Source organism: Candidatus Nanosynbacter sp. TM7-057, assembly GCF_022828295.1.
GTDB lineage: Bacteria > Patescibacteriota > Saccharimonadia > Saccharimonadales > Saccharimonadaceae > Nanosynbacter.
In genome coordinates this window covers 379,902-402,550 of the sequence record NZ_JAJQJT010000001.1, presented here as the reverse complement: position 1 = coordinate 402,550, position 22,649 = coordinate 379,902, and the positions used below count along the sequence as shown (strand labels likewise).

Sequence of the window (22,649 nt, the reverse complement as noted above, 5' to 3'; positions counted from 1 at the left end):
GGCTATAGTGCTCCGAAAATTGCAATAACTGTAATGCTGATAATAGCAAATATCGCCATAATTGGAGCTGAGCGCTTTAGCCAGTCGCGATATGAAACACCAGCCAAAGCCAATCCACCCATCAACGACGCGATAGTTGGAGCCATCATGTTGATCAAGCCAGACGCTGTCGCAAATGCGGCAACCATAACTTCTTTGCTTGAGCCAACCAGGTCGGCAATTGGCGCAATAACTGGCATAGTTGCTGCTGCCAAACCTGATGATGACGGAACGATAAATGACATTGGCAAGTAGAATAGATATGCCAACACACCGACAACACCGCCACCAGCATCTTTCAGGAGAGATTCACCCCAGCTGATGATTGTGTCCTGGATTTCGCCATTAGACATCACCACAGAAACACCTGTCGCCACTGCGATAATCAAAGCAACCGGCAAGATGTCTTTCACACCATCGATAAATGTATCAACTGGGAAAACACCCTCTTTCTTAAATTCTTTATAGTAAATTGCGGTTATGACAATTGTTGAAATTAGGAATAGTGCGGTGATTTCATTGAAATACCAATCACCAAAGGCTGCACTGTGGACTACACCAAGCACCGCGCCAATAACTGGCAAACCTGCAGCCCATTCAAACATATCAGCGAAGAATGTGATATTCCAACTTCCCCATGGAATCAAGGAAAGAATCATTAGCACAAATGTAATAGCAAACACAGACATAACAACTTTTCGCGGACCAGTGAATTTTGGTACGTTTGTCATGTCGAGAGCAGCCGTAGCTGGCTTGTAGCGAACATCTTCTTTATACTTGCCGGCCTTCACTTTTGCGGCGTAACGCATAGTAAAGACAATCGCGGCAATCAAACAAAGTACTAAGATTATAGACATTATTGGAATAACGCTACCCAATTTCACATCTGCGGTTTTTGCTGCAACACCAGTAGAGAATGGGTTGATTGTCGAGCCGAGCACACCAGTACCAGCACCCAGCACAATCACCATCACACCAGTCATGGCGTTATAGCCAGCAGCAATCATCATTGGTATAACAAGTGCGTAAAATGCCACAGTTTCTTCCTGCATACCGTAAGTAGTACCACCGATAGCGAATAAAATCATCAGAATCGGGATGAGCCACTTTTCCTTGCCCTTCATATTTCGGAGCAGCGCGCCAAGAGAAGCGTCAAGCGCACCAGTTTTCATAGTGACGCCTAAGAATCCACCAAGCACCATCACGAAGACGATGACATCAAGCTTGTCTGACATACCTTTAATAGGTGCGGTGAAGACGTCCCATAAACCTTGCTGGTCGTGTTTTTTGACCTCTTCCTTTTTACCGTCTTTTTCTTCTATGACGGTTCGCTCTTTGTCGACTACGTGATACGAATTAGCTATACGATCGCCATCTTCGTTCGTCTTATATAATCCAGAAGGGACAACCCACGTCAATGCCGCCATAACGATGATCACGACAAACAAAATAGTAAACGCCGACGGTGATCGAAGCTTCTGCTTTGCTTTTTTAATTTTTTCTACCATTGCCTCGGAGCCTCCTTAACCTCCTCATTACGACAACAACTACAATGTCAAAGCCATCACAGCCTTGATTGTATGCATACGATTTTCCGCTTGATCAAAAACTATCGAATGTGGCGAGCGGAACACCTCATCCGTCACTTCCATTGAGTCTAAACCGAAATCTTCCTGAATCTTCTTTCCAGTAATCGTCAATGCGTCATGGAATGCTGGCAAACAGTGCATAAACTTAACCTCAGGATTTCCTGTCAGGTTAATCATCTGGCGATTAACTTGGAAATGTCGCAATTGGTTAATGCGCTCAGCAAACTTATCTTCTTCGCCCATTGAGACCCAAACGTCCGTGTAAATTACATCGGCACCGCGCAAAGCTTCTTCGAAGTTGTCAGTGACGGCAATACGCGCATGACTTGACCTGGCAAAGTGATTTGCCTTATCAACCAAAGCTTGCTCTGGATGCAATTCACGAGGTGCCAAAATGCGAAAATCAAGTCCCATAATAGCTGAGCCGATCATCAACGAGTTCGCCATATTGTTGCGACCATCGCCAACAAATACCAACTTAGTTCCTTTCAATTTTCCGACATGTTCTTCAATTGTCATGAAGTCAGCCAAAATCTGTGTTGGGTGGAACTTATCGGTCAATCCATTCCATACTGGAACACCAGCGTGACGCGCCAATTCCTCAACAGTCGCGTGATCAAAGCCACGGAACTCAATCCCATCAAACATTCGACCCAAAACCTTAGCGGTATCTTCAACCGTCTCTTTCTTGCCCAATTGAATATCATCTTTACCGAGGTATTCTGGCGCAACTCCAAGGTCATTAGCCGCCACCGTAAATGCGCAGCGTGTTCGCGTTGAAGTCTTTTCGAACAACAAAGCCACGTTTTTACCCTCATGAATTCGGTGCGGAATGCCGGCATATTTCAATCGACGATATTCACGAGCCGTATCCAATAGCAAGCGAATCTCTTCAGCGGTATAATCACCTAAAGTTAGTAGCGATCGTCCTTTCAAACTCTGAGCCATTAGAATACATCCTCTCGTACTAGCGGCATACTCATACAGCGTGGACCGCCACGACCGCGTCCAAGCTCAGCACCACTAATTTCAATGACTTCAATGCCGTTTTCGCGCAATTTCTGGTTAGTTACGTAGTTGCGATCATAAGTCACCACAACACCCGGCGCAATTGCCAAAGTGTTTGAACCGTCATTCCACTGCTCACGAGCAGCAGCAATCGGATCGCCACCGCCACACTCAATCAAAGTAACGGTCGGCAAGCCCAGCGCAACTCTTAAGACATGCTCCAAATCTGTTTCGTGTGTAATTCGTGGGAATGGCTGACCTTCAACCTTCTCCAAAATAAAACAATTCATCCTGCCGCCGTGGTCACGAATTTCTGGGTGAATCGTGAACTTATCGCGATCAATCATCGTAAATACGGTGTCTAGGTGCATAAAGGCGTGAGATTTTGGAATTTCCATAGCGATGACTTTCTCGAATTTCGAGCCAGCAAACAATTTGGTTGCCATCTTTTCAATTGCCTCAGCAGTTGTTCGCTCCGAAACACCAATTGCCATAACCTTATCGCTTAATATCAATTCGTCGCCGCCTTCCATTGAGAATTTCTCTGTGCGGTTGTACCAAACTGGCGCACGATTAGCAAAACGTGGATGGTGGTCGATGATGTAGCGCATAAATAGCGATTCACGACGACGAGCCGTCCAGTGCATCTTGTTGATTGTCAAACCGTTACCAATTGCGGCAGCTGGGTCGCGTGTAAAGTATAGGTTTGGCATTGGATCGAGATAGAACGGATAATGATTTTTCTCGATCATATTATGAAGTTGCTGATGCTGATCTGGAGGCAAAGTAATTTCATCCTTGCGAACACCAGCCATAATCTTGCGGATCATAGCGTGAGTTGGCAAATCCAACAAGAATTGGCGCAATGTTTGAGTAACACGGCGTGAATCCTGCTTAGAAGCAGCCAACATTTCATCGACAAATTGTTCGCGCAATTGATCTGTGTTAATTGCCTCGGCGACCAATTGATCCAGATACAAAACTTCGATTCCACGACTTCTCAATACTTCCGCAAAAGCATCGTGTTCAGCCTGCGCCACTTTCAGATATGGAATATCGTCAAATAAAAGATCGGTCAGATAGTCTGGCGTCAAATTCTCCAGCTCTTCACCTGGCCGATGCAATAGAACGGTCTTAAGTTTTCCTATTTCAGACGTGATGTGAATTGGTTCGTCCATCACAACCCTCCCCTGTTTATATTAGTGATGTTTTAATTGTAACACGTTTATGTTTTTGGGCAAGAGGAGATAATTGCCAGACTGGCCTCAGTCCTGACCGTGAATTGTCGATTAACTTTCAGCCATTCATCAGTAGCTTTTGCAGCTCCCGGTAGAGCTTCATTTGCGTAATCATCAACAATAATTATTGCGTCTTCGTTAAATTTACTTTCACAAACCCGAAAAGAATCGACAATTGATTCGTAAAAATCGCCATCAAAAAACGCAAACATAATATTTTCCGGCACATCATCAGAAGTAAAATCAGAAAACCAGCCTTTGTGAATAATCGGCGACTTCAATCCTGCTTTCTTAAAATTCTGGACAAACGTCTTACGCGGCGCTAATAACTCGCCAGCCTTAAATTGATCACCCGCGGCGCTATTATCCTTCTGAGTTTTTTCTGGCAATCCCGCAAACGAGTCGTAAACGTGAAACTCGCCCGTAAAATCATAAGCGTCCAATAGTCGGCGAATAAACAAACTAGTTGTACCGACATAACAACCAAACTCCACGATGTTTCCAGTGGTGCCACGGCGTAAAGTTTTTTCCAACTCTCTCAAAAGCGCGCCAAGCTCTTTTATATCGACTTGGTCAGAAATGATCGGGTATTTAGTGAGGAGTTGGTCTGCGATATTCATGACTTAATTATAAATAGTTCGCCAAATATCGACAAATTTATCAACGACGCAGCCCTATATATTTACAGTTTTATGAAGTAAACTATCAATTAGCACCTATGAATAGTCACGATATTATCAAAACATTTTTACCGAAACAGCTGGATATAAAACAATTAAGCTCGTTTCAATCCACATTGCGAAAATCAAAAATAATTGTATATGGCGAAATTCACGGCATAAAAGAAAATGCCGATATTATCTACACTCTAGTTATAAAACTTGGCGTAAAACGATTAGCTATTGAGGCAAGCCCTACTGTACTCAACTTCATCAATTCAGTAAAGACCGGCTCTTACGATTTTTCCTTAGTTGATGAAGACCTTTTTGACTCAAGCATTCTATCTCTTGAAATGATAAAGACGATAGCAATTCTTCTACAGCAAAACCAGCTCAAAGAACTTATTTTTATTGATACATTTTTTGACAATTTAGATGAGGATGCCATCATACCACCAAGCCCGCAAGAACGAGAAGAGCAGCTAGCTAAAAATATCCTCGGAATTGACGGCTCTCTACCAACATTATGTATTATGGGACAATGGCATACGCAGCCCAAAGTTATTACAGATGGCGAAACACGGCATGAATCAGCGTTATGTCGCTTGAGAAAAGCAAAACCAAATGTACCGTTTATTCACAATGTCTACAGACAAGGACGATTATTTAATGACGGAAAAATAATTGAACTTCCGAAAAACCCATCAATTCCGCCTTATTATGAGATTGTCCAGAAAACTGATATTGATTTTGAGCTACACGTACCAAAGGCTACAAAAATATCACTATGTAAAAAGTAACAGACAGCTACTCCGCAAACTGACTATTATAAAGCTCAGCGTAAAAGCCATTTTGCTTCAACAGAGTTTCGTGATTGCCCTGCTCGATGATATTCCCGTCCTTAACCACCAAAATCAAATCAGCGTCACGAATGGTGCTCAGACGATGCGCAATAACAAAACTAGTTTTCCCCTGCATCAACTTATCCATGGCTTTTTGGATAAGGACTTCGGTGCGCGTATCAACCGAGCTTGTCGCTTCGTCCAGAATCAGCATTGGCGCCTTCTCTAGCATCGCCCTGGCAATTGTCAGCAGCTGCTTTTCTCCCTGGGAAATGTTAGCAGCCTCCTCACCAAGAACCATATCATAGCCGCCCGGTAGTGACCGCACAAAATGATCAACGTGCGCTTCTTTGGCGGTTTTTATCATCTCTTCCTCGGTGGCTTTTGGATTGCCATACATCAAATTCTGACGAATCGTGCCATTAAACAGCCACGTATCCTGCAGTACCATGCCAAACATTTGACGCACATCGCTACGTTTCATTTTACGAATATCCACGCCGTCAATCTTAATCGAACCGCTATTAATCTCATAAAATCGCATTAGCAAGTTAACCAGCGTCGTTTTGCCAGCACCAGTCGGACCAACAATCGCCACGCGCTGACCTGGCTTAATGCGCGCCGACAAACCTTTGATGATAGTTTGGTCTGGCTTATAACCAAAGACGACGTTGTCGAATTCAACTTCACCTTTTACGTTAGACAATTTTACCAAGTTATTCGATTCAACCGCTTCTTCTGGCTCGTCCAAAAACTCAAACACTCGCTCGGCAGCAGCAGCTGTCGATTGCAAAATATTAGCGATATTAGCAACCTGAACCAGCGGCTGATTGAACTGATCGACGTATTGAATAAACGCCTGAATATCGCCGATTTTTAGCCGACCATTAATCGCCAGCCAACCGCCCAAAATTGTCATAGCAACGTAGCCAATATTGCTGATAAAATTTATAATCGGGTGAATCAAGCCAGAAAAGAACTGAGCCTTCCAAGCGCTCTCTTGAAGCCGATTATTGATCCTAGAAAACTTAGCAATCGATTTTTTCTGGCCATTAAAGACGCGCATCACTTGATGTCCGCCATACATTTCTTCAATGTGTCCATTAAGTTCGCCAAGCTGCGTTTGCTGGCGTAAGAATTGTTTTTGCGAGCTCTTTGCGATCAGCGTAATCACACCGCCCGCCAGCGGAAGCACCAGTAGCGCAACTAGCGACATCTGCCAGCTAATCGAAAACATCATCACCAAAATTCCCAGCACCGTAATCGTTGATGTCACAATTTGCGACAAACTCTGATTTAATGTCTGACTAATCGTATCGACATCATTAGTTATGCGACTAAGAACTTCACCGTAAGTTTGCTTATCGAAATAACTCAGCGGCAAGCGATTTATTTTTTCGGACAATTGTTGTCGCATTCTGAAAGTTACGGTTTGCGTCACCTGAGTCATTATCCACGTTTGAATATAGCGAAAAATTGCACTCAACACATACATTCCGACTAGCAAAATAATTATTCGCCAAATAGCGTCAAAATGAAATTCTGGACGCCGACTAAGATCTAACTTTTTAATCGATTCGAGCTGGCTGGACGGAATCTGTTTTTCAATCTCCGACTTATTCGGCAATCGGTTCAAAACGTCCGCGCCAGTAGTTCCCGCTGGCAAAGAAACACTTTTTGGCAATTTGCTAGTGATCGCCTCGTAAGCTTTCATATTGGCATAATCATCAACAATTTGATTCGTCGCGCCGCCTAAAATCTTCGGGCTGGCAATCGCAAAAATCGTGCTCCCAATTGCAAAAACCAACACCATCAACATTTGCCATCGAAAATCCGACAAATATTTGATCAGCTTCTTGACCGTTCCCTTGAAATCTTTAGCCTTTTCGCCAGTGCCCATTCCGCCCATCGGACCGCCCATTCGTACTTGCTGTCGCTTTTTCGTGGTTTGCCTAGACATTACAACACTCCTTTCGCAGCAATAGACATTTTCCGCAAATCGTCTTCCGAGAGTTGCGAAGCGGCAATTTCTTGATAAACTTCACAATCTTTCATCAATTCCTGATGCGTTCCCTGACCAACAATTTTTCCCTCGTTAAGCACGATAATTTTATCAGCATTCATAATTGTATTAATTCGCTGACCGACAATTAACACGGTTTTATTCTTAGTTTCCTTCGCAAGCGCAGCCCGCAACTTCGCGTCCGTCTTAAAATCAAGCGCCGAAAACGAATCGTCAAAAATGTAAACATTTGGCTCAACCGCAATAGCCCTCGCAATCGACAAACGCTGGCGCTGACCACCAGAAACATTGCTGCCGCCCTGAGCGATTTCACTTTTATAACCATTTTTTAACTCGCTAATAAATTCTTCCGCTTGGGCAATTTTGGCCGCTTTTTCAGCCAACTTGTCGCCAGCCTCAGCGTTGCCGTATTTAATATTGCTAGCAACCGTTCCGCTAAACAGCACACCTTTTTGCGGCACGTAACCAATTTGACCAGACAAATCTTCCAATTTCAGACTTCTAATATCAACGCCATCAAGCAAAATCTGCCCCGCCGAAACATCATAGAAACGAGGAATCAAATTTATCAGCGTCGACTTTCCCGAACCAGTACTGCCAATAAACGCCGTTGTCTGACCCGGTTCGGCTACAAAATTAATATCCGAAAGCACCGGCAAATCCGCGTCAGGATAAGTAAACGTAACGTCCTTAAACTCAATTTTTCCCTTGGCATCTTTTGGTATTTTTTTCGGCGACTTCGGGTCAGTAATTGACGGCATTGTATCCAAAACTTCTCCGACTCGGCGCACTGATACGGCAGCTCGCGGCACCATAATAAACACCATCGACAGCAGTAAGAACGAGATTATCACCTGCATCGCATATTCCAAAAACGCCATCATATTACCAATTTGCAAATTGCCGCTACTTATCAAATGCGCGCCAAACCACACAATTGCCACACTCGAAAAGTTCATCACTAAAGTCATAATCGGATCAAGCAACATCATCAAACGGTTCACAAATAAGTTCATCTTATTCAATTCCACGTTAGCTTCTTGGAATTTTTTCTGCTCAATCTTTTCGTTATGGAACGCACGAATAACTTTTAGCCCAACCAAATTTTCCCGCGCCACCAAATTAAGTTTATCCACCAGAGTCTGCAATTTCTTAAACCTAGGTACGGCAATCGTAAATAATGTAGCGATCACCGCGAGCAAAATAAACACCGCCAAAGCGATAATCCAGCTTAGATCGGGCGCATTATTCATGGCTTTTTGCAGACCGCCAATTGCCATAATCGGTGCCATTAATGCCAGTCTCAGCAGCATTATTGACGTTGTTTGAATCTGCTGGATGTCATTCGTTGAGCGCGTAATCAGCGACGCCGTAGAAAACTTATTAAAGTCCGCCAAAGAAAAACTTTCTATTCGTTCAAACAATTTCAATCGCAATTTTTGCGCCATTCCCGTAGCAATTCGCGCCGCCAAAAAACCCACGACAATTGAACAAAACCCACCAGCCGCCGTCACTAAAATCATCATCAAGCCATTATTCCAAATCGCCGACATATCTTGTTTAATAATGCCGTCATTGACAATTTCCGACATTTTATCCGGCAGCCACAAATTCGCCATCACAACGCCATACGTGAATCCAATCAAGACAATAAACAGCAACCAATAGTCTCTAAAAATTCGTAAAATATGTTTCATTTATAGTCCTTTACGCTCTAAATCCACCTTATATTATATCATTTTAGAACTAGTCGATTCCATTTTAATAATTACAATTGGACAAAAATATCTGTTAGTTTTATACTGTTTTTTAGCGTCGGGGTGTGGCGCAGCTCGGTAGCGCGCACCGTTCGGGACGGTGAGGTCGCTGGTTCAAATCCAGTCACCCCGACCATGAAATTATTGGGCGTACGTTCAGCTTAATTGAACCTCTGGCTATTAGCAATCAAAGGAGGTTTTATGCGACGAAGAGTAAACGTACGCGGAATTATTATCAACAATAAGGGCGAAATTTTCTGCCAAAAATTAACCGCAAACACCGGCAAAGGTCGTGATTTTTGGTGTACGCCGGGCGGTGGTTTAGAAATGGGCGAAGGCTTGCTAGACGGTCTACACCGAGAAATGATTGAAGAAACTGGCGTCAAACCAGAAATCGGTAAGCTGTTATTTATCCAGCAATTTGCCGAATCAGGCGAACAATCAGCGCACGGCCCGAATGAACAATTAGAATTTTTCTTCCTCATCACCAACTGGCAAGATTACCAGCACATCAACCTGGAGCAAACATCGCACGGCGTCGATGAAGTGGCGGAATGCGGCTTTGTTGACCCAAAAACCACGCGGATTCTACCAAGCTATTTGACAGAGGTTGACCTGGACCAGCTGGTTAATAAATTGACAGAAGTTCCAGTTCTAAGCGAATTATAGCGAGGTCACTCGGGCTATTTGGCGAAGAATTTTTTGGCACGTTCAGTTTTCGGGTGATCCATTACCTGAGCTGGCGTGCCATTTTCGATTATTTCTCCCTTATCCAGAAAAATCATCCGCGTCCCAACTTCGCGGGCAAATTTCATTTCGTGCGTCACGATCACCATCGTCATTCCCTTTTTGGCAACTTTCCTGATCACGTCCAGAACTTCGCCAATCATCTCTGGATCTAGCGCTGAAGTCGGCTCATCAAAAAGCATGATTTTCGGCTCCATCGCTAGCGCCCGCGCAATTGCTACTCGCTGTTTTTGACCGCCAGACAAACTATTCGGCGAAGCATCCGCTTTGTCTAATAGCCCAACATCGTCCAATAAACTTCGCGCCAATTTTGTCGCTTTTTGATCTGAAAATTTACGCAGTTTTTTCGGAGCTAATTTAATATTTTCAATCACGCTCAAATTCGGGAACAGATTAAATTGCTGAAAAACCATGCCAATATTCTGACGCAAGGCGTTCAAGTTTACGTGTGGATCAGTAACCTTAACTCCATCAACAATAATCTCGCCCGAAGTTGGCTCCTCCAGTAAGTTCAGGCAGCGCAAGAATGTCGACTTGCCAGAGCCAGACGAGCCAACCACCACGACAATCTCGCCTTCTTCAATTTCCACGTCAATATCGCGAAGAACTCGATTTGTGCCGAACGTTTTTTTCAAGTTTTTAACGCTGATTATCGTCATGCTTCAATTTCCTTTCTACTCGCGCCATTACTCGCGTAAAAATCGCCGTCAAAATTAAGTACATCGCCGCAGCGGCAAATAGCGACTGAAAAGCTGTCGCCGTCTGAAAACGAATATTGTCCGCGCCTCGCATAATATCATTCAGACCAATCCAACCAACAACCGAAGTTTCCTTTAACAGCGCGATAAATTCACTAATCAACGCCGGCAACGAATTTCTCATTGCTTGCGGCAAAATGACTAGCCGCATTGCCTGCCAATTACTCAAACCCAAAGACCTAGCCGCTTCCATTTGTCCCTTGTCAATACTCTGAATTCCGCCACGAATAATCTCAGCGATATATGCACCGCTATTTATCCCGAACGCCACCGCCGCCACAAAAATCTTCGGCATAAATTGATACGAGCCAAAAACGACGTAATACATAATTAGTAGTTGCACCAATAACGGCGTACCACGAATAATATCAACGTAGATTTTTCCCAGGCTAGCCAGCGGATTAAAGTTCGCGAGTCTACTCGTTTTCATCCTGCCAAATGGCCGTAAATTCGACGTGTACATCAGGGCGACAAGCACACCAATTGCCGATCCTAAAATAAGCGACAACACGGTCAAAACCAGCGTCACCTCTAATCCATGCCATAAAAATAGCCATCGACCGCCGCCAAAAATCACTTCCCAAAAATTCACGATTTAGCCTCCTCACCAAAATATTTGCGGATTAACTTTTCATAGCGGCCATCTTTTTTCATCTTGGCAATTTCTTTATTAACCTTTTCTAGGAGGTCTTTATTATCTTTTTTAATAGCAATCGCATAACTTTCATCACTGAGCGCGCCCGGTAAGATTTCTAGGTCAGAAAATCCAGCCGAATATTGCTTTGCGGGAGCGTCGTCCAGAATAACCGCTTCAATTTTTCCCGAACTTAATTCCTGCAAAACACTCGGTGCGGTTTGGAATTGTGTGACTGATGCTCCAGCAATTTTAGACGCCAAAGTATCGCCAGTCGTACCCAGCTGTACGCCAATTTTTCGCCCTGACAATTGATATTTATTGCGAATCGGACTGCCCTTTTTAACAATTATTCTCTGTGACGCCGAATAATACGAATCTGAAAACAGCGCATTTTTTTCTCGCTCAGGCGTCACTGTCATTCCAGCCGCCACCATATCAATCTGTCCACTATCCAGCGCCGGAAGTAGCCCATCAAACGACATATCTTCGACCTTCAAATCCTTACCCAAGCTTTTAGCAATTTCCCTCGCCAGATCAATGTCAAAGCCAACCACTTGATTGTTATCAATATATTCAAACGGCTTAAATCCAGCATTCGTACCCATCACTAAAACATCAGTTTTTGAGCCAATTACGCCATCTCGATGTAGAATATCGCCCAACATCAAACAAATCATCCCCGCAAATAAAACCAGCCCAATCCACCAACTAATTCCGAATGTGCGCGTCTTATTCTTGCTCATGCTTTTATTATACCCCTTCATCCGCAAAAAAACGTAAGTGATATAATAAAATAGTGAGAAAAATTAAATTTACCAAACGTTTCTGGATTAAATCAATATCAATCATTTTGCTTTTTTTGGCGGCATTTTGCTTAATTGCGGCGCGCTATAAATATATCGTCTTTAAAGGTTCACAAATCGACGAGATAATTTTTTATTTTGTCAACGGATTAGCTGGTGGCAAATCTGACAATTTATGGTCGGCCGTCCTGCAAAATCTTCCGCTGGTTTTCCTATTATTCGGCACTTTATTAATCCCAATGTTCGACAAATCGATCTCTTTTGTCAATCGCATAATCGCCTTTTGCTTGAAAAAAATCAAATCATCACGAAAATTTACCCTGCCGTTTTTAAGATTACGAAATCAAGCAATTTACTCGCTGAGTATGTTTTTAATTGCGATTGTCCTTCTGATTCAAAGTTTCGGCATCCCTAATTATATTTACGCCCTGACCCAATCGACCAAATTATACGAAGAAAATTACGTCAACCCAAAAACCGCCAAATTGACTTTCCCAGAGAAAAAGCGCAACTTAATATACATCTATTTAGAGTCAATGGAAAACACTTTGGCGTCAAAGGCTAATGGCGGCAGCTCCGAAACCTCCATCATTCCAGAGCTGGAAGAATTGGCGTTAAAAAACACCTCATTTTCAAACAAAGCATCCGGTGTTGGCGGCGCCTTGCCTGCAACAAACACTGGCTGGACTGTGGCAGGAATGGCTGCGCAATCTGCTGGCGTTCCCCTTAAAGAAAACTTGGTGGGCGGACGCGACCATAACGCCCTGGGCGAGTTTAAAAAGTTCTTGCCAGGCGCTTATAGTCTTGGTGAGATTTTAGAAAAACAAGGCTATAATCAAACGTTCGTTATGGGCTCAGAAGCAAGCTTTGGTGGTCGAGATAAACTACTGACTCAGCACGGCAATTTCAATATCGAAGATTACAATTACGCCAAAAAACACGGAAAAATATCCGAAGATTACAAAGTTTGGTGGGGTTATGAAGATAAAAAATTATTCCAATTTGCCCGCGAAGAAGCCTCGCGCTTGGCGGCGTCAGACAAGCCATTTAACTTGCAATTATTGACCGCCGACACGCATTTTACCGATGGCTATTTGGACGAAACCTGCGCTAAAACCTTCAGTAATCAATACGATAATGTCCACGCTTGTTCTTCAAAACAAGTCGCCGCATTCGTCAATTGGGTTAAATCTCAGCCATTTTATGAAAACACCACAATTATCATTTCTGGCGACCATTTAGGAATGCAGACTTCATACTACGACGAAAAAATTGGCGGAACTAATTATCAGCGAACCATTTACAACACGTTTATAAATCCAGCCATTCCAACTAGTCACTCAAAGAATCGTCAATTCACGACATTCGATATGTATCCGTCAACTTTGGCGGCGCTGGGAGTTAAAATTGACGGCGACCGATTAGGTCTGGGCACAAACTTATTTTCTGGAAAGAAAACCTTGGTCGAACAATACGGCGGAATTGAAAACTTAAATTCAGAACTTTCCAAACGTTCCGCTTATTACGAAAATAAGATCTTCACCAAATCTGGCAATTAGCCATTGTAGCCATTTGGATTATTGCTCTGCCAATTCCAAGCATCGCGGCAAGCATCTTCAATCGTCAATTCTGCTCGCCAACCTAATTCTTTTTCTGCCAAGCCTGGATCTGCATAGCACGTCGCAATGTCACCTGCTCGACGTGGCGTAACTTGATACGGAACATCACGACCAGACGCCTTCTCAAACGCCTTCACTAATTCCAAAACTGAAGTGCCACGACCGGTGCCGATATTATAGACTTTATACTCGTTCGGTCGGCCTAAATTCTCCAGAGCTGCCACGTGAGCCTTTGCCAAATCAACCACGTGAATATAATCGCGCACGCCAGTTCCATCTGGAGTGTCATAATCGTCACCAAAAACGCTCAAATGGTCCCGCTTACCAACAGCGACTTGCGACACAAACGGCAAAAGATTGTTCGGGATTCCTGAGGGATCTTCCCCGATGCGACCACTCGGATGCGCGCCAACTGGATTAAAATAGCGGAGAGATGTAAATTGCCAATTTTGATTCGTCGCAGAAATGTCGCGGAGCATTTGCTCAATCATCAACTTTGTCTGACCGTATGGATTTGTAGCAGACAACGGCATATCTTCGGTAATTGGCAATTTAGCAGGATCGCCGTAAACTGTTGCCGAGCTGGAAAACACCAATTTCTTCACGTCAAATTCTTGCATCACATCAAGCAAAACCAACGTACTTTCAAGGTTATTTTTATAGTAAAGAAGCGCCTTTTCAACCGACTCGCCAACCGCCTTCAACCCAGCAAAATGAATTACAGCATCAATTTTCTCAGATTTAAACAATTCTGATAGTCGCTGATGATCACATAAATCGAATTCGTGAAACGGTATTGATTGACCAGTGATTTCTTCAACTCGCCTCAGGCTCTCGACGGATGAATTTGATAAGTTATCGACCACCACTACGTTATGATTTGATGATAATAGTTCGATGATTGTGTGACCGCCGATATATCCAGCGCCACCAGTGACAAGAATATTCATACACTTATTATACTACAAAAAGCCTATTTATTTTATTAGCACTCTTGCACTGAGAGTGCTAATTTGTTATGATAACTACATCAAATTTCACCATTCTGTCTTTTACTGGGGCGCAACAAATTAGGACTAAAAACCAAAAGGAGGATTTTATGCCACCAAACATGAATCAAGAAGAAACAACTAGACCGCTCGAAAAATTCGGTACAGACATAACGGCGCTAGCACGCGAAGGTAAACTCGATCCAGTGATCGGTCGAGATGAAGAAATTCGACGCACTATGCAGATTTTAAGTCGCCGCACTAAAAACAATCCCGTTCTCATCGGTGAGCCAGGAGTCGGTAAAACCGCAATTGTTGAGGCGTTGGCGCAGCGAATTGTCAAAGGCAACGTTCCTGCTTCACTAAAGGACAAGCGACTAATTTCCCTAGAGATTTCCAGTCTTCTGGCAGGCGCTAGTTTTCGTGGACAATTTGAGGATCGATTGAAAGCCGTTCTGAAAGAAGTAGAAGACGCGGCTGGTGAGATTATTCTTTTTGTCGATGAAATTCACACCATGGTTGGCGCTGGAAAAAGCGAAGGTAGCATGGACGCGGGCAATATGTTAAAGCCAGCGCTGGCTCGCGGAAAATTGCACATGATTGGCGCGACAACACTCGCTGAATATCGTCAATACGTCGAAAAAGACGCCGCCTTAGAACGAAGATTCCAGCCAGTTTACGTTGGCGAACCGAGCTTTGATGACACCGTCGCCATCTTGCGCGGATTGAAGGAAAAATACGAAATTCATCACGGAGTAAAAATCGCTGATGACGCAATCGTGGCAGCCGCCAGATTGTCCACCAGATATTTACCCGACCGATTCTTGCCAGACAAAGCAGTCGACTTGCTTGACGAAGCGACCAGCTCGCTCAAAATGCAATTGGAAAGCGTGCCAATTGCGCTGGATCGATTGAACAATAGACGCTTGCAATTGGAAATCGAGGAAGCGGCGCTGAAAAAGGACAAATCCGACCACGCCAATATTCGCAAAGATGAAATCAAGGAGCAAATTGCCGAGATTCGCGCAAAAGCCGAAGTGATTGATAAAAAATGGCAACACGAAAAAGACATTTTGCAAACCGTCAACACGACTACCGAAAAAATGGACAATCTGCGCTCACAATTAGAAATTGCTGAACGCGACGCAGACTTAGCCACCGCCAGCCGCATTAAATATGGCGATTTGCCGGAGCTGGAGAAAAAATTAGCAAGCGCCCGCGAAGAGTTAGCGGCAATTCCAACTCACGACCGATTACTCCGCGAAGAAGTTACGCCTGACGATATCGCCGGCGTGGTGGCGCGCTGGACTGGAATTCCAGTGGAGCGATTGATGGAAAGCGAATCTAGCAAATTGACCAAATTGGAAGAATCGATCAGCCGCCAAGTCATCGGACAAGATCGCGCTGTGGCAGCCGTAGCAAGCGCCATTCGTAGGTCACGCGCTGGACTCGGCGACGTTAATCGACCGATTGGCTCATTCCTATTCCTCGGCCCTACTGGCGTAGGAAAAACAGAAGTCGCGCGCAGTTTATGTCGTGAATTATTCGACGACGAGCACGCCATGATTCGAATTGACATGAGCGAATACATGGAGCGTCACGCCGTAGCCAGATTGATCGGTTCGCCTCCAGGATATGTAGGCTACGATCAGGGTGGTCAATTGACGGAAGCCGTTAGGCGACGCCCTTATAGCGTGGTTTTGTTTGACGAAATCGAAAAAGCACACCCCGACGTATTTAACGTACTATTACAAGTTTTGGACGACGGTCGATTGACGGACGGACAAGGACGAACGATTGATTTTAGCAACACCATTATCATCATGACCAGCAACGTCGGATCGCAAATGATTATGGACTACACGGGCGACGATATTAGCTCTCTCGACAATCAAATTTTAGAAACGCTTCGTGGTCATTTCCGCCCAGAATTCTTAAACCGAATTGACGACATTGTGATTTTTGATCGCATTCATCCTGAATCGATGCGTGCGATTGTTGACGTGCAATTAGAAAAAGTTGTTCGCCAAGTTAAAGATAGTCGCGACATAACGCTGGATTTTGACAATAGCGTTCGTGATATGTTGGCGCGAGACGGCTACGACCCAAGTTTCGGCGCGCGACCACTTAAGCGTTTGATTCAAAAACGCGTGCTTGATCCTTTGGCGCTTGAACTGATCGACGGGCGAATTCACGACGGAGATACAGTAAAAGTTGCTGCCGTGGATGATCGAATTGCCTTTACGAATATCGTATAATAGGCGTATGGGTCGAATTCACAGCAAGCAGGAATCCGTCAAATCAGCGCTTTTAGGAGTCGGCAGAATGCTTGGTTTACCGAAATATTTCCTAATAACAATTGTCACAACCGTCGCCTTCGCCGTGGTAATTTATTTCGCAATCAACGCCAATTTTTACGGACCACTAATGATGTCGCGTTTACCAATCCTCGATAAAATCGCGCTGCCCGGTTCGATGATTATAGACATATTCAAGCAAAGTTTCACTTCACCAAATGGCGCGCTACTTATGGTAGTATCAATTCTTCAAGGCATATCGATCACCGCTGTAATTTTTACAGCAAAGAATAATCGCGACAATGAAAAAACTGTATCTCGACAAGTCGGACTAAGCGGAATCGCATCAATTGCCGCAACAATTGGACTCGGCTGCGTTCCTTGCGGAACATCACTAATCTTGCCAATTGTAACCCTATTTTTCTCAGGAGCTGCCGCCGCCACCGCCGCAAATATCGCCAGCACTATAGTTCTTTTATTAGCTTTACTACTTAGTTTATTCTCGCTATATAAATCAGGTCAAATTATTTTTATGTACACAGAATTATCTAAACAGGAGAAAATATGAATCGACAAAAATCATCAGGCATAGCGCTTATTTGGGTTCTTTCGGGAATTGTAATCGTGGGAATTGTAGCTTTGTTTATTTATGGAATTGTTAATCGCCCGCCGAATCGTCACATTGGCGATAATAAACCGTGGAATGAAAAAATGTCACAAGGATCCGCCGACGCAAAAAACGTGTTCATTGATTATACTGACTATTTTTGTTCATTTTGTGCCGAGGTTGAAGCCGCAACCAGCACAGAATTCTTAAAAAATGACTATATTAAATCCGGAAAAGTTCGTTATGAGCATCGCGTAGTAACACTATTAAAAGAGATAACCAACAATACCGAAACCGGCGCTCACGCTGCGTTTTGTGCTGCCGATCAAGATAAATATTGGCAATACACCCACGACATCGTCCCGCGCATTAAAAGCGATTATTTCGATAAAGGAATTGGTGTAAAAAACGTTGCTGTGCCGAAGAAAATCCCTGCTCTTCCGCTGGAATATTTTCTAACTTCCGCCAAAAATGTCGGCATGAATGAATCGCAATTTTCCGATTGTATGACCAAAAAACCGCACCAAAAAGAAATTGATAGCAACACACAAAAAGCCCTGTCGCTTGGCGTGAATGGCTTACCATATATGGTTGTTAACGATTATCAAACCAGCGGATTCGTCGGTGGAGAAAACGGATTAAGAAGCATTCTTAAGGCCGGCGGCGTCGAATAATTATTTGATTTGTTACACAGAACTACGCTGCTTTCATTATAAAAAATATCAAGCACCCGCTTATGATAAGCGTAGCGTTTTTCTACTTGTTTTACTATCCTTGAATAATTATTCCCACCTAAATAATTTAATAGCCACGAGGTAAATCGCGAAAGTCCAAGCCGCGATAATACCGAATTGAGGCAAGACTTCCATAAAACTTGCGTGCTCGGTCATAATTAGCCGAAAACCATCCGTGATTGGAGTTATGGGGACAAATTGGGCAACGCTTCGCAGCCATTCTGGGAATAGATAAAGCGGGATAAACGTACCGGACAAGAACATCATTGGAAAAGAAATTAGATTGCTTAATGCGGAAGACTGATCTTCGTTTTTCGACCAGCCAGCAATCAATAGCCCTATTCCCACCATCATGAATGCCGATAATATAGATATAATCACAAACAACGCCCAATCGCCTCGCATATTAAAGTGGAATATCAACGTCCCAGCGATAACCATCATTGCCAAGCTAAGCAAGGAAATCGTCGTATAGTGAATTGCCGTAGAGATAATCAACTGCCCAGAAGTAAACGGCGCTGCACGTAAGCGTCGGTACGAGCCACGCTTCTTTTCGGCTGGCATTTGATTAGCTAGGCCAAAAATACCCATACTTATCAAGCTGAAAGTTAATAGCCCCGTAAATATGTAGTCAAACGACTTTAATTGTTCATCGCCAACCGCTTTACCAACAGCTTTAAGCGGAGCTTCGGGCTGGCCCATCTGACTATTGATGTTATTGGTAATTTGGCTCATTACCGCCACTAGTGTATTACCCGCCTGCTCAGAACCTTTGGCGTAAAGAACGTTCATCGTGCCTGTTGGAATAGGATGATTACCATTATTTTTTATCGCGCCAAAATCACTTGGAAGCTCAATAATACCGTTAAGCTCCGACCGCTTCATTTTTTCGCGTGCGTCATTCATATCTTTAACGTCTTTAATTTTGAGAATCGAATCCTTCGAATTTTCTTTGGCATTTTTAACGAAACTTTTGGCAAATTCCGTCTGCGAATTATTGACAATTGCAATATTAAAACTGGTCGAATTATTACTAAAAACCGACCCGAACACTAATAGAAAAATCAGCGGAAAAAGGAAAGTGAAAAATAGCGCCATTTTATCTCGGACGAAACGCTTTTGCTGAGCGCGAACTTGCCCAAATATTCCAATCCAATATTTTTTCATGTTAATCCCGAATTGCCTTTCCTGTTAAATCAATAAACACGTCCTCCAAGTTGGCCTGCTCGACAACTTGTTCCTTCTTAAAACCGCGCGCCAATAATTGCTGAATGAGATTATGCGGCGTATCAATTGTGATAATCTTACCGCTATCCATAATTGCCAGACGATCACACAATAATTCCGCCTCGTCCATATAATGCGTCGTCAAAAGAATCGTAATTCCCTCGTCGCGAATTTCCTTAATCAAATCCCACAAATTTCGGCGTGCCTGCGGATCAAGCCCCGTGGTCGGCTCGTCCAGAAACAACACTTTCGGATTATTTACCAATGTCGAAGCAATCGCAAAACGCTGTTTTTGACCGCCAGAAAGTTGCTCGACATAATTCTTAGCCTTTTCCGTCAATTGAACCTTAGCAAGCAGAGCCTCGGTATCAACTGTCCGACCATATAAACTACCAAACATTTTCAATTGTTCACGTAAAGTCAGCTTGTCATAAAAAGCCGTCGACTGAAGCTGAATGCCAATTATATTCTTAATGTCCTTAGGTTTCTTAGCGACATCTATGCCGTCAATTGTAGCCGTACCGCCGTCAATTGACCTGAGCGCTTCCAGCATTTCCAACGTTGTTGTTTTGCCTGCGCCGTTAGGACCAAGAATTCCAAATATTTCGCCCTTTTTAACTTCAAACGACACGCCGTCGACTACGTTATTTCCATCATAAGTCTTAACGAGTTTATCGACTTTTACAATTGGCTCGAGTTCCACTCCGCAAATTCCTCTCTGTTGTAATTTTGATCAAGCTAGTCTCTACTTATTATCAATAATAACAAAACCAAAATACTAGTGCTATACTTATAATATGCGCATTCAGAGAAAAAAAGCAAAACCAAAATCGAAAAAACTATTTATTATCATACCGTTTTTGATATTGCTATTTTCGGCAGGGCTATTTGGGATATATTTCCTCAATCAATCACACTCGCGACAAACGACTGCGCCATCTGACGAAAAGTATTATTTTGCCGACTCGAAATATTCTGGCATTCGCTCAAAATTTGTCACCAGAGATAACAAACGGGAAAAAGTTTCAATTGAATATCCGATCACGGAAAATGAAAAGATTAATCGCTTAATTAGCGAGTCGATTGATAAAATTGATCGCGATTTTCAAAATACGGTTTTACTGGCGACAGTTTTTGATAAGCCAATGACCGAAACAATTGGCTATCAAGTCACGCACAACACTTCAGAAGCGCTGTCAATTGTCATCAATATTAAGCAAGATATGAATGGCGCGCATCCAGCATCAATGACGCAATTTTGGACTTTCGACAAAAAATCTGGCGAAGTTGTCGGCTTAGCTGATTTTACAGAACAGTCCGATGAAGCCGCCGAAGCAATCATATCCGCTGCCAAAAATAGCATTTCTCAGACCATAAAACAGCGCCAACAGTCAGAAATTGACCTGAACGAAATCATAAATAAAGAAGCTTTGTCTAATTTCATTATCACTAATAACGGCAATTCATTGGCTTGGCCATTCGGTCAGGCGTCGCTACTGCCATCATCTTACGGTGAATTGACAATTACCGTGCCAATTTCCTCCATCTCTAAATATCTGCAAAACCCAACGGCAAGAAAATTCGCCAACATTCCCAAACCTGCAGAAAAACCAAAACCAGCGCCCACAGCTCCAACACCTACCGTCGCAAATAAAACAATTGCTCTAACTTTTGATGACGGACCCGGGCCGTACACCGAAAAACTGTTGGATATATTAGATAAGTACGACGCCAAGGCGACATTTTTCCTAATCGGCAGCAAAGTTTCAGCACACACCAACACGTTGCGCCGCATGCAGTCGCGCGGACATCAATTAGGCAATCACTCTTGGTCACATCCAGAGTTAAATAAGGTTTCAGCAGAGCAACTCGCCAGTGAAATTGACCAGACAAATAACGCCATAAAACAAGCCGTCGGCACCAAGCCTAATATCATACGTCCACCATACGGCGCGTTTAATCGGGCGGTTTTGGAGCAATTCCGTCAGCGCGGAATGTCGGCGGTTGTTTGGTCTGTCGATACGCGCGACTGGGCTGATCGTAATAGCGAAATCGTCTGTTCAAGGGCTGTCGCTGGCGCTCGCAACGGAGCTGTGATTTTAATGCATGACATTCATCCGACATCCGTGAATGCCGTTCCTTGTATCCTTAACTCACTCAAACAACAGGGATATTCATTCGTAACGGTACAAAATTTAATCGGTGACATGACGCCGGGCGCCGTTTATCCGTAAACTTAATCAATCTCAAATATCTTATATTTTGAAGTTGCACCGCGCACTAATTTAACCTTGGACGATGCAACCTTAAAATGTTTTGCCAATAATTTAATAGCCGCCGCGTTGGCTCGACCTTCAATTGCTGGAGATTTGACATAAACCGTCAATGTGTCATCGTCATTTTTCACAACTTCCTCACGATGGCGAGAGTTTGGTTTAATGTGTACGGAGATTTTCATAAAATCTTAAAAATTTATCACTTCCAATTCCCGTGGCAAAATTTCTCTCGCTTCCGCCGTTCCAGCGACTAATTGATAATCCTGAAGTTTCGGCGGTAAATCATCTTCAATAAATTGATAATCGACCTGATGTTTATCGTTAAAATAATTAAGCAATTCCGCATTCAAAAAATGATCGCGCGGTGCACTTACCGAGCCATCTCTATTAAAAACCAAAGCTATCGATACACCAGAAGTCGTCCCATTTTCGTCTTTGGCATAATTCGCAGTCACTAAATGAACTGTCGGCTCAAATTCCAAAGCAGATTTATTGGAATTATCCACTTGTTCCTGACTAAGACGCGCTAATTGTCGATTTATTTCATTCACCAAATCAGCAGTACTCATCTCGCTGTTAGACGCTCGGCAATATTCACAATCGTTCAACGATTTAATATACTCCAGCAGCAACTGCATATCAACCTCAGCGTCCTTAACATTATGTCGAGCCAACTGATCAACCATTTCCTCTAGCGACTTCAACAAACCATAATCTTTGGCTTTTTCAGCGGCGTCACCAATGCGAATAATGGCACGAGCGACATTAATAATATTTTCTTTATCATTCATACGCTTATT

21 protein-coding genes and 1 tRNA gene are annotated in these 22,649 nt (G+C 43.4%); 8 read left to right on the top strand and 14 right to left on the bottom strand.

The features are described 5' to 3' along the window. Positions 1-2: 2 nt before the first annotated feature. From LRM45_RS02050 to LRM45_RS02035, 4 genes are read right to left on the bottom strand one after another with little or no spacing between them, the layout of a single operon-like run. Positions 3-1,547, bottom strand: coding sequence for a YfcC family protein (locus LRM45_RS02050; protein WP_243826542.1), 1,545 nt, complete (start codon positions 1,545-1,547; stop codon positions 3-5). Positions 1,548-1,586: 39 nt separating this feature from the next. Continuing rightward, positions 1,587-2,576 carry an ornithine carbamoyltransferase gene (gene argF, locus LRM45_RS02045; RefSeq protein ID WP_243826541.1) on the bottom strand — a complete coding sequence of 330 codons (990 nt, stop codon included), beginning with the start codon at positions 2,574-2,576 and terminating at the stop codon, positions 1,587-1,589. Further along, a complete protein-coding gene (arcA, locus tag LRM45_RS02040; RefSeq protein ID WP_243826540.1) occupies positions 2,576-3,814 on the bottom strand; it encodes an arginine deiminase in 1,239 nt (412 codons plus the stop codon). The genes argF and arcA overlap by 1 nt, the downstream gene beginning before the upstream one ends. A 47-nt stretch (positions 3,815-3,861) precedes the next feature. Continuing rightward, a complete protein-coding gene (locus LRM45_RS02035) occupies positions 3,862-4,494 on the bottom strand; it encodes a TylF/MycF/NovP-related O-methyltransferase (protein ID WP_243826539.1) in 633 nt (210 codons plus the stop codon). 98 nt (positions 4,495-4,592) lie between these two features. Between LRM45_RS02035 and LRM45_RS02030 the strand changes: the two genes are divergently transcribed. Beyond that, positions 4,593-5,333, top strand: coding sequence for a hypothetical protein (locus LRM45_RS02030; RefSeq protein ID WP_243826538.1), 741 nt, complete (start codon positions 4,593-4,595; stop codon positions 5,331-5,333). A gap of 7 nt (positions 5,334-5,340) precedes the next feature. Here LRM45_RS02030 and LRM45_RS02025 read toward each other — a convergent pair whose 3' ends face one another. Beyond that, complete coding sequence (locus LRM45_RS02025) at positions 5,341-7,335, bottom strand: ABC transporter ATP-binding protein (protein WP_243826537.1); 1,995 nt, start codon at positions 7,333-7,335, stop codon at positions 5,341-5,343. Continuing rightward, positions 7,335-9,095, bottom strand: coding sequence for an ABC transporter ATP-binding protein (locus LRM45_RS02020; RefSeq protein WP_243826536.1), 1,761 nt, complete (start codon positions 9,093-9,095; stop codon positions 7,335-7,337). The genes LRM45_RS02025 and LRM45_RS02020 overlap by 1 nt, the downstream gene beginning before the upstream one ends. Before the next feature lie 119 nt (positions 9,096-9,214). On the opposite strand from LRM45_RS02020, the gene LRM45_RS02015 reads away from it, so the two are divergent. Together LRM45_RS02015 and LRM45_RS02010 are read left to right on the top strand one after the other, a co-directional pair. Further along, a tRNA-Pro gene (locus LRM45_RS02015) sits at positions 9,215-9,291 on the top strand. Between the two features lie 65 nt (positions 9,292-9,356). Then, complete coding sequence (locus LRM45_RS02010) at positions 9,357-9,824, top strand: NUDIX domain-containing protein (RefSeq protein ID WP_243826535.1); 468 nt, start codon at positions 9,357-9,359, stop codon at positions 9,822-9,824. 14 nt (positions 9,825-9,838) lie between these two features. Here the strand turns inward: LRM45_RS02010 and LRM45_RS02005 are convergent, their stop codons facing one another. Genes LRM45_RS02005 through LRM45_RS01995 form a run of 3 tightly spaced genes read right to left on the bottom strand, consistent with a single transcriptional unit; the run spans position 9,839 to position 12,040 of the window. Continuing rightward, complete coding sequence (locus LRM45_RS02005) at positions 9,839-10,561, bottom strand: amino acid ABC transporter ATP-binding protein (protein ID WP_243826534.1); 723 nt, start codon at positions 10,559-10,561, stop codon at positions 9,839-9,841. Then, the gene (locus tag LRM45_RS02000) at positions 10,542-11,252 is read right to left on the bottom strand and encodes an amino acid ABC transporter permease (RefSeq protein WP_243826533.1); all 711 of its coding nucleotides are present in this window, start codon (positions 11,250-11,252) and stop codon (positions 10,542-10,544) included. Before LRM45_RS02000 ends, LRM45_RS02005 begins: the two co-directional genes overlap by 20 nt. Then, complete coding sequence (locus LRM45_RS01995; protein WP_243826532.1) at positions 11,249-12,040, bottom strand: basic amino acid ABC transporter substrate-binding protein; 792 nt, start codon at positions 12,038-12,040, stop codon at positions 11,249-11,251. Before LRM45_RS01995 ends, LRM45_RS02000 begins: the two co-directional genes overlap by 4 nt. A 53-nt stretch (positions 12,041-12,093) precedes the next feature. Between LRM45_RS01995 and LRM45_RS01990 the strand changes: the two genes are divergently transcribed. Then, entirely contained in the window at positions 12,094-13,659 is a 1,566-nt protein-coding gene (locus LRM45_RS01990) for an LTA synthase family protein (RefSeq protein ID WP_243826531.1), read from the top strand. Here the strand turns inward: LRM45_RS01990 and galE are convergent. Continuing rightward, positions 13,656-14,669, bottom strand: a complete 1,014-nt coding sequence (gene galE, locus LRM45_RS01985) for a UDP-glucose 4-epimerase GalE (RefSeq protein ID WP_243826530.1) — start codon at positions 14,667-14,669, stop codon at positions 13,656-13,658. The genes LRM45_RS01990 and galE overlap by 4 nt on opposite strands. A gap of 149 nt (positions 14,670-14,818) precedes the next feature. Here galE and LRM45_RS01980 point away from each other — a divergent pair, with 149 nt between their 5' ends. From LRM45_RS01980 to LRM45_RS01970, 3 genes are read left to right on the top strand one after another with little or no spacing between them, the layout of a single operon-like run. Then, complete coding sequence (locus tag LRM45_RS01980) at positions 14,819-16,966, top strand: ATP-dependent Clp protease ATP-binding subunit (protein ID WP_275973420.1); 2,148 nt, start codon at positions 14,819-14,821, stop codon at positions 16,964-16,966. Positions 16,967-16,973: 7 nt separating this feature from the next. After that, a complete protein-coding gene (locus LRM45_RS01975; protein WP_243826529.1) occupies positions 16,974-17,573 on the top strand; it encodes a hypothetical protein in 600 nt (199 codons plus the stop codon). Further along, positions 17,570-18,286: a DsbA family protein gene (locus LRM45_RS01970; protein WP_243826528.1), complete on the top strand. Its 717-nt coding sequence runs from the start codon at positions 17,570-17,572 to the stop codon at positions 18,284-18,286. The genes LRM45_RS01975 and LRM45_RS01970 overlap by 4 nt, the downstream gene beginning before the upstream one ends. Before the next feature lie 108 nt (positions 18,287-18,394). On the opposite strand, the gene LRM45_RS01965 is transcribed toward LRM45_RS01970, so the two are convergent. Together LRM45_RS01965 and LRM45_RS04215 are read right to left on the bottom strand one after the other, a co-directional pair. Further along, a complete protein-coding gene (locus tag LRM45_RS01965) occupies positions 18,395-19,513 on the bottom strand; it encodes an ABC transporter permease (protein WP_243826527.1) in 1,119 nt (372 codons plus the stop codon). Between the two features lies 1 nt (position 19,514). Next, positions 19,515-20,276: an ABC transporter ATP-binding protein gene (locus LRM45_RS04215; protein ID WP_243826526.1), complete on the bottom strand. Its 762-nt coding sequence runs from the start codon at positions 20,274-20,276 to the stop codon at positions 19,515-19,517. A 94-nt stretch (positions 20,277-20,370) separates the two neighbouring features. Between LRM45_RS04215 and LRM45_RS01955 the strand changes: the two genes are divergently transcribed. Continuing rightward, the gene (locus LRM45_RS01955; protein WP_243826525.1) at positions 20,371-21,807 is read left to right on the top strand and encodes a polysaccharide deacetylase family protein; all 1,437 of its coding nucleotides are present in this window, start codon (positions 20,371-20,373) and stop codon (positions 21,805-21,807) included. A 2-nt stretch (positions 21,808-21,809) separates the two neighbouring features. Here LRM45_RS01955 and LRM45_RS01950 read toward each other — a convergent pair whose 3' ends face one another. Together LRM45_RS01950 and LRM45_RS01945 are read right to left on the bottom strand one after the other, a co-directional pair. Next, the gene (locus tag LRM45_RS01950; protein ID WP_243826524.1) at positions 21,810-22,031 is read right to left on the bottom strand and encodes a DUF167 domain-containing protein; all 222 of its coding nucleotides are present in this window, start codon (positions 22,029-22,031) and stop codon (positions 21,810-21,812) included. A gap of 6 nt (positions 22,032-22,037) precedes the next feature. After that, positions 22,038-22,640 (bottom strand): hypothetical protein, encoded by a 603-nt coding sequence (locus LRM45_RS01945; protein ID WP_243826523.1) that lies wholly within the window; start codon positions 22,638-22,640, stop codon positions 22,038-22,040. Positions 22,641-22,649 lie beyond the last annotated feature (9 nt).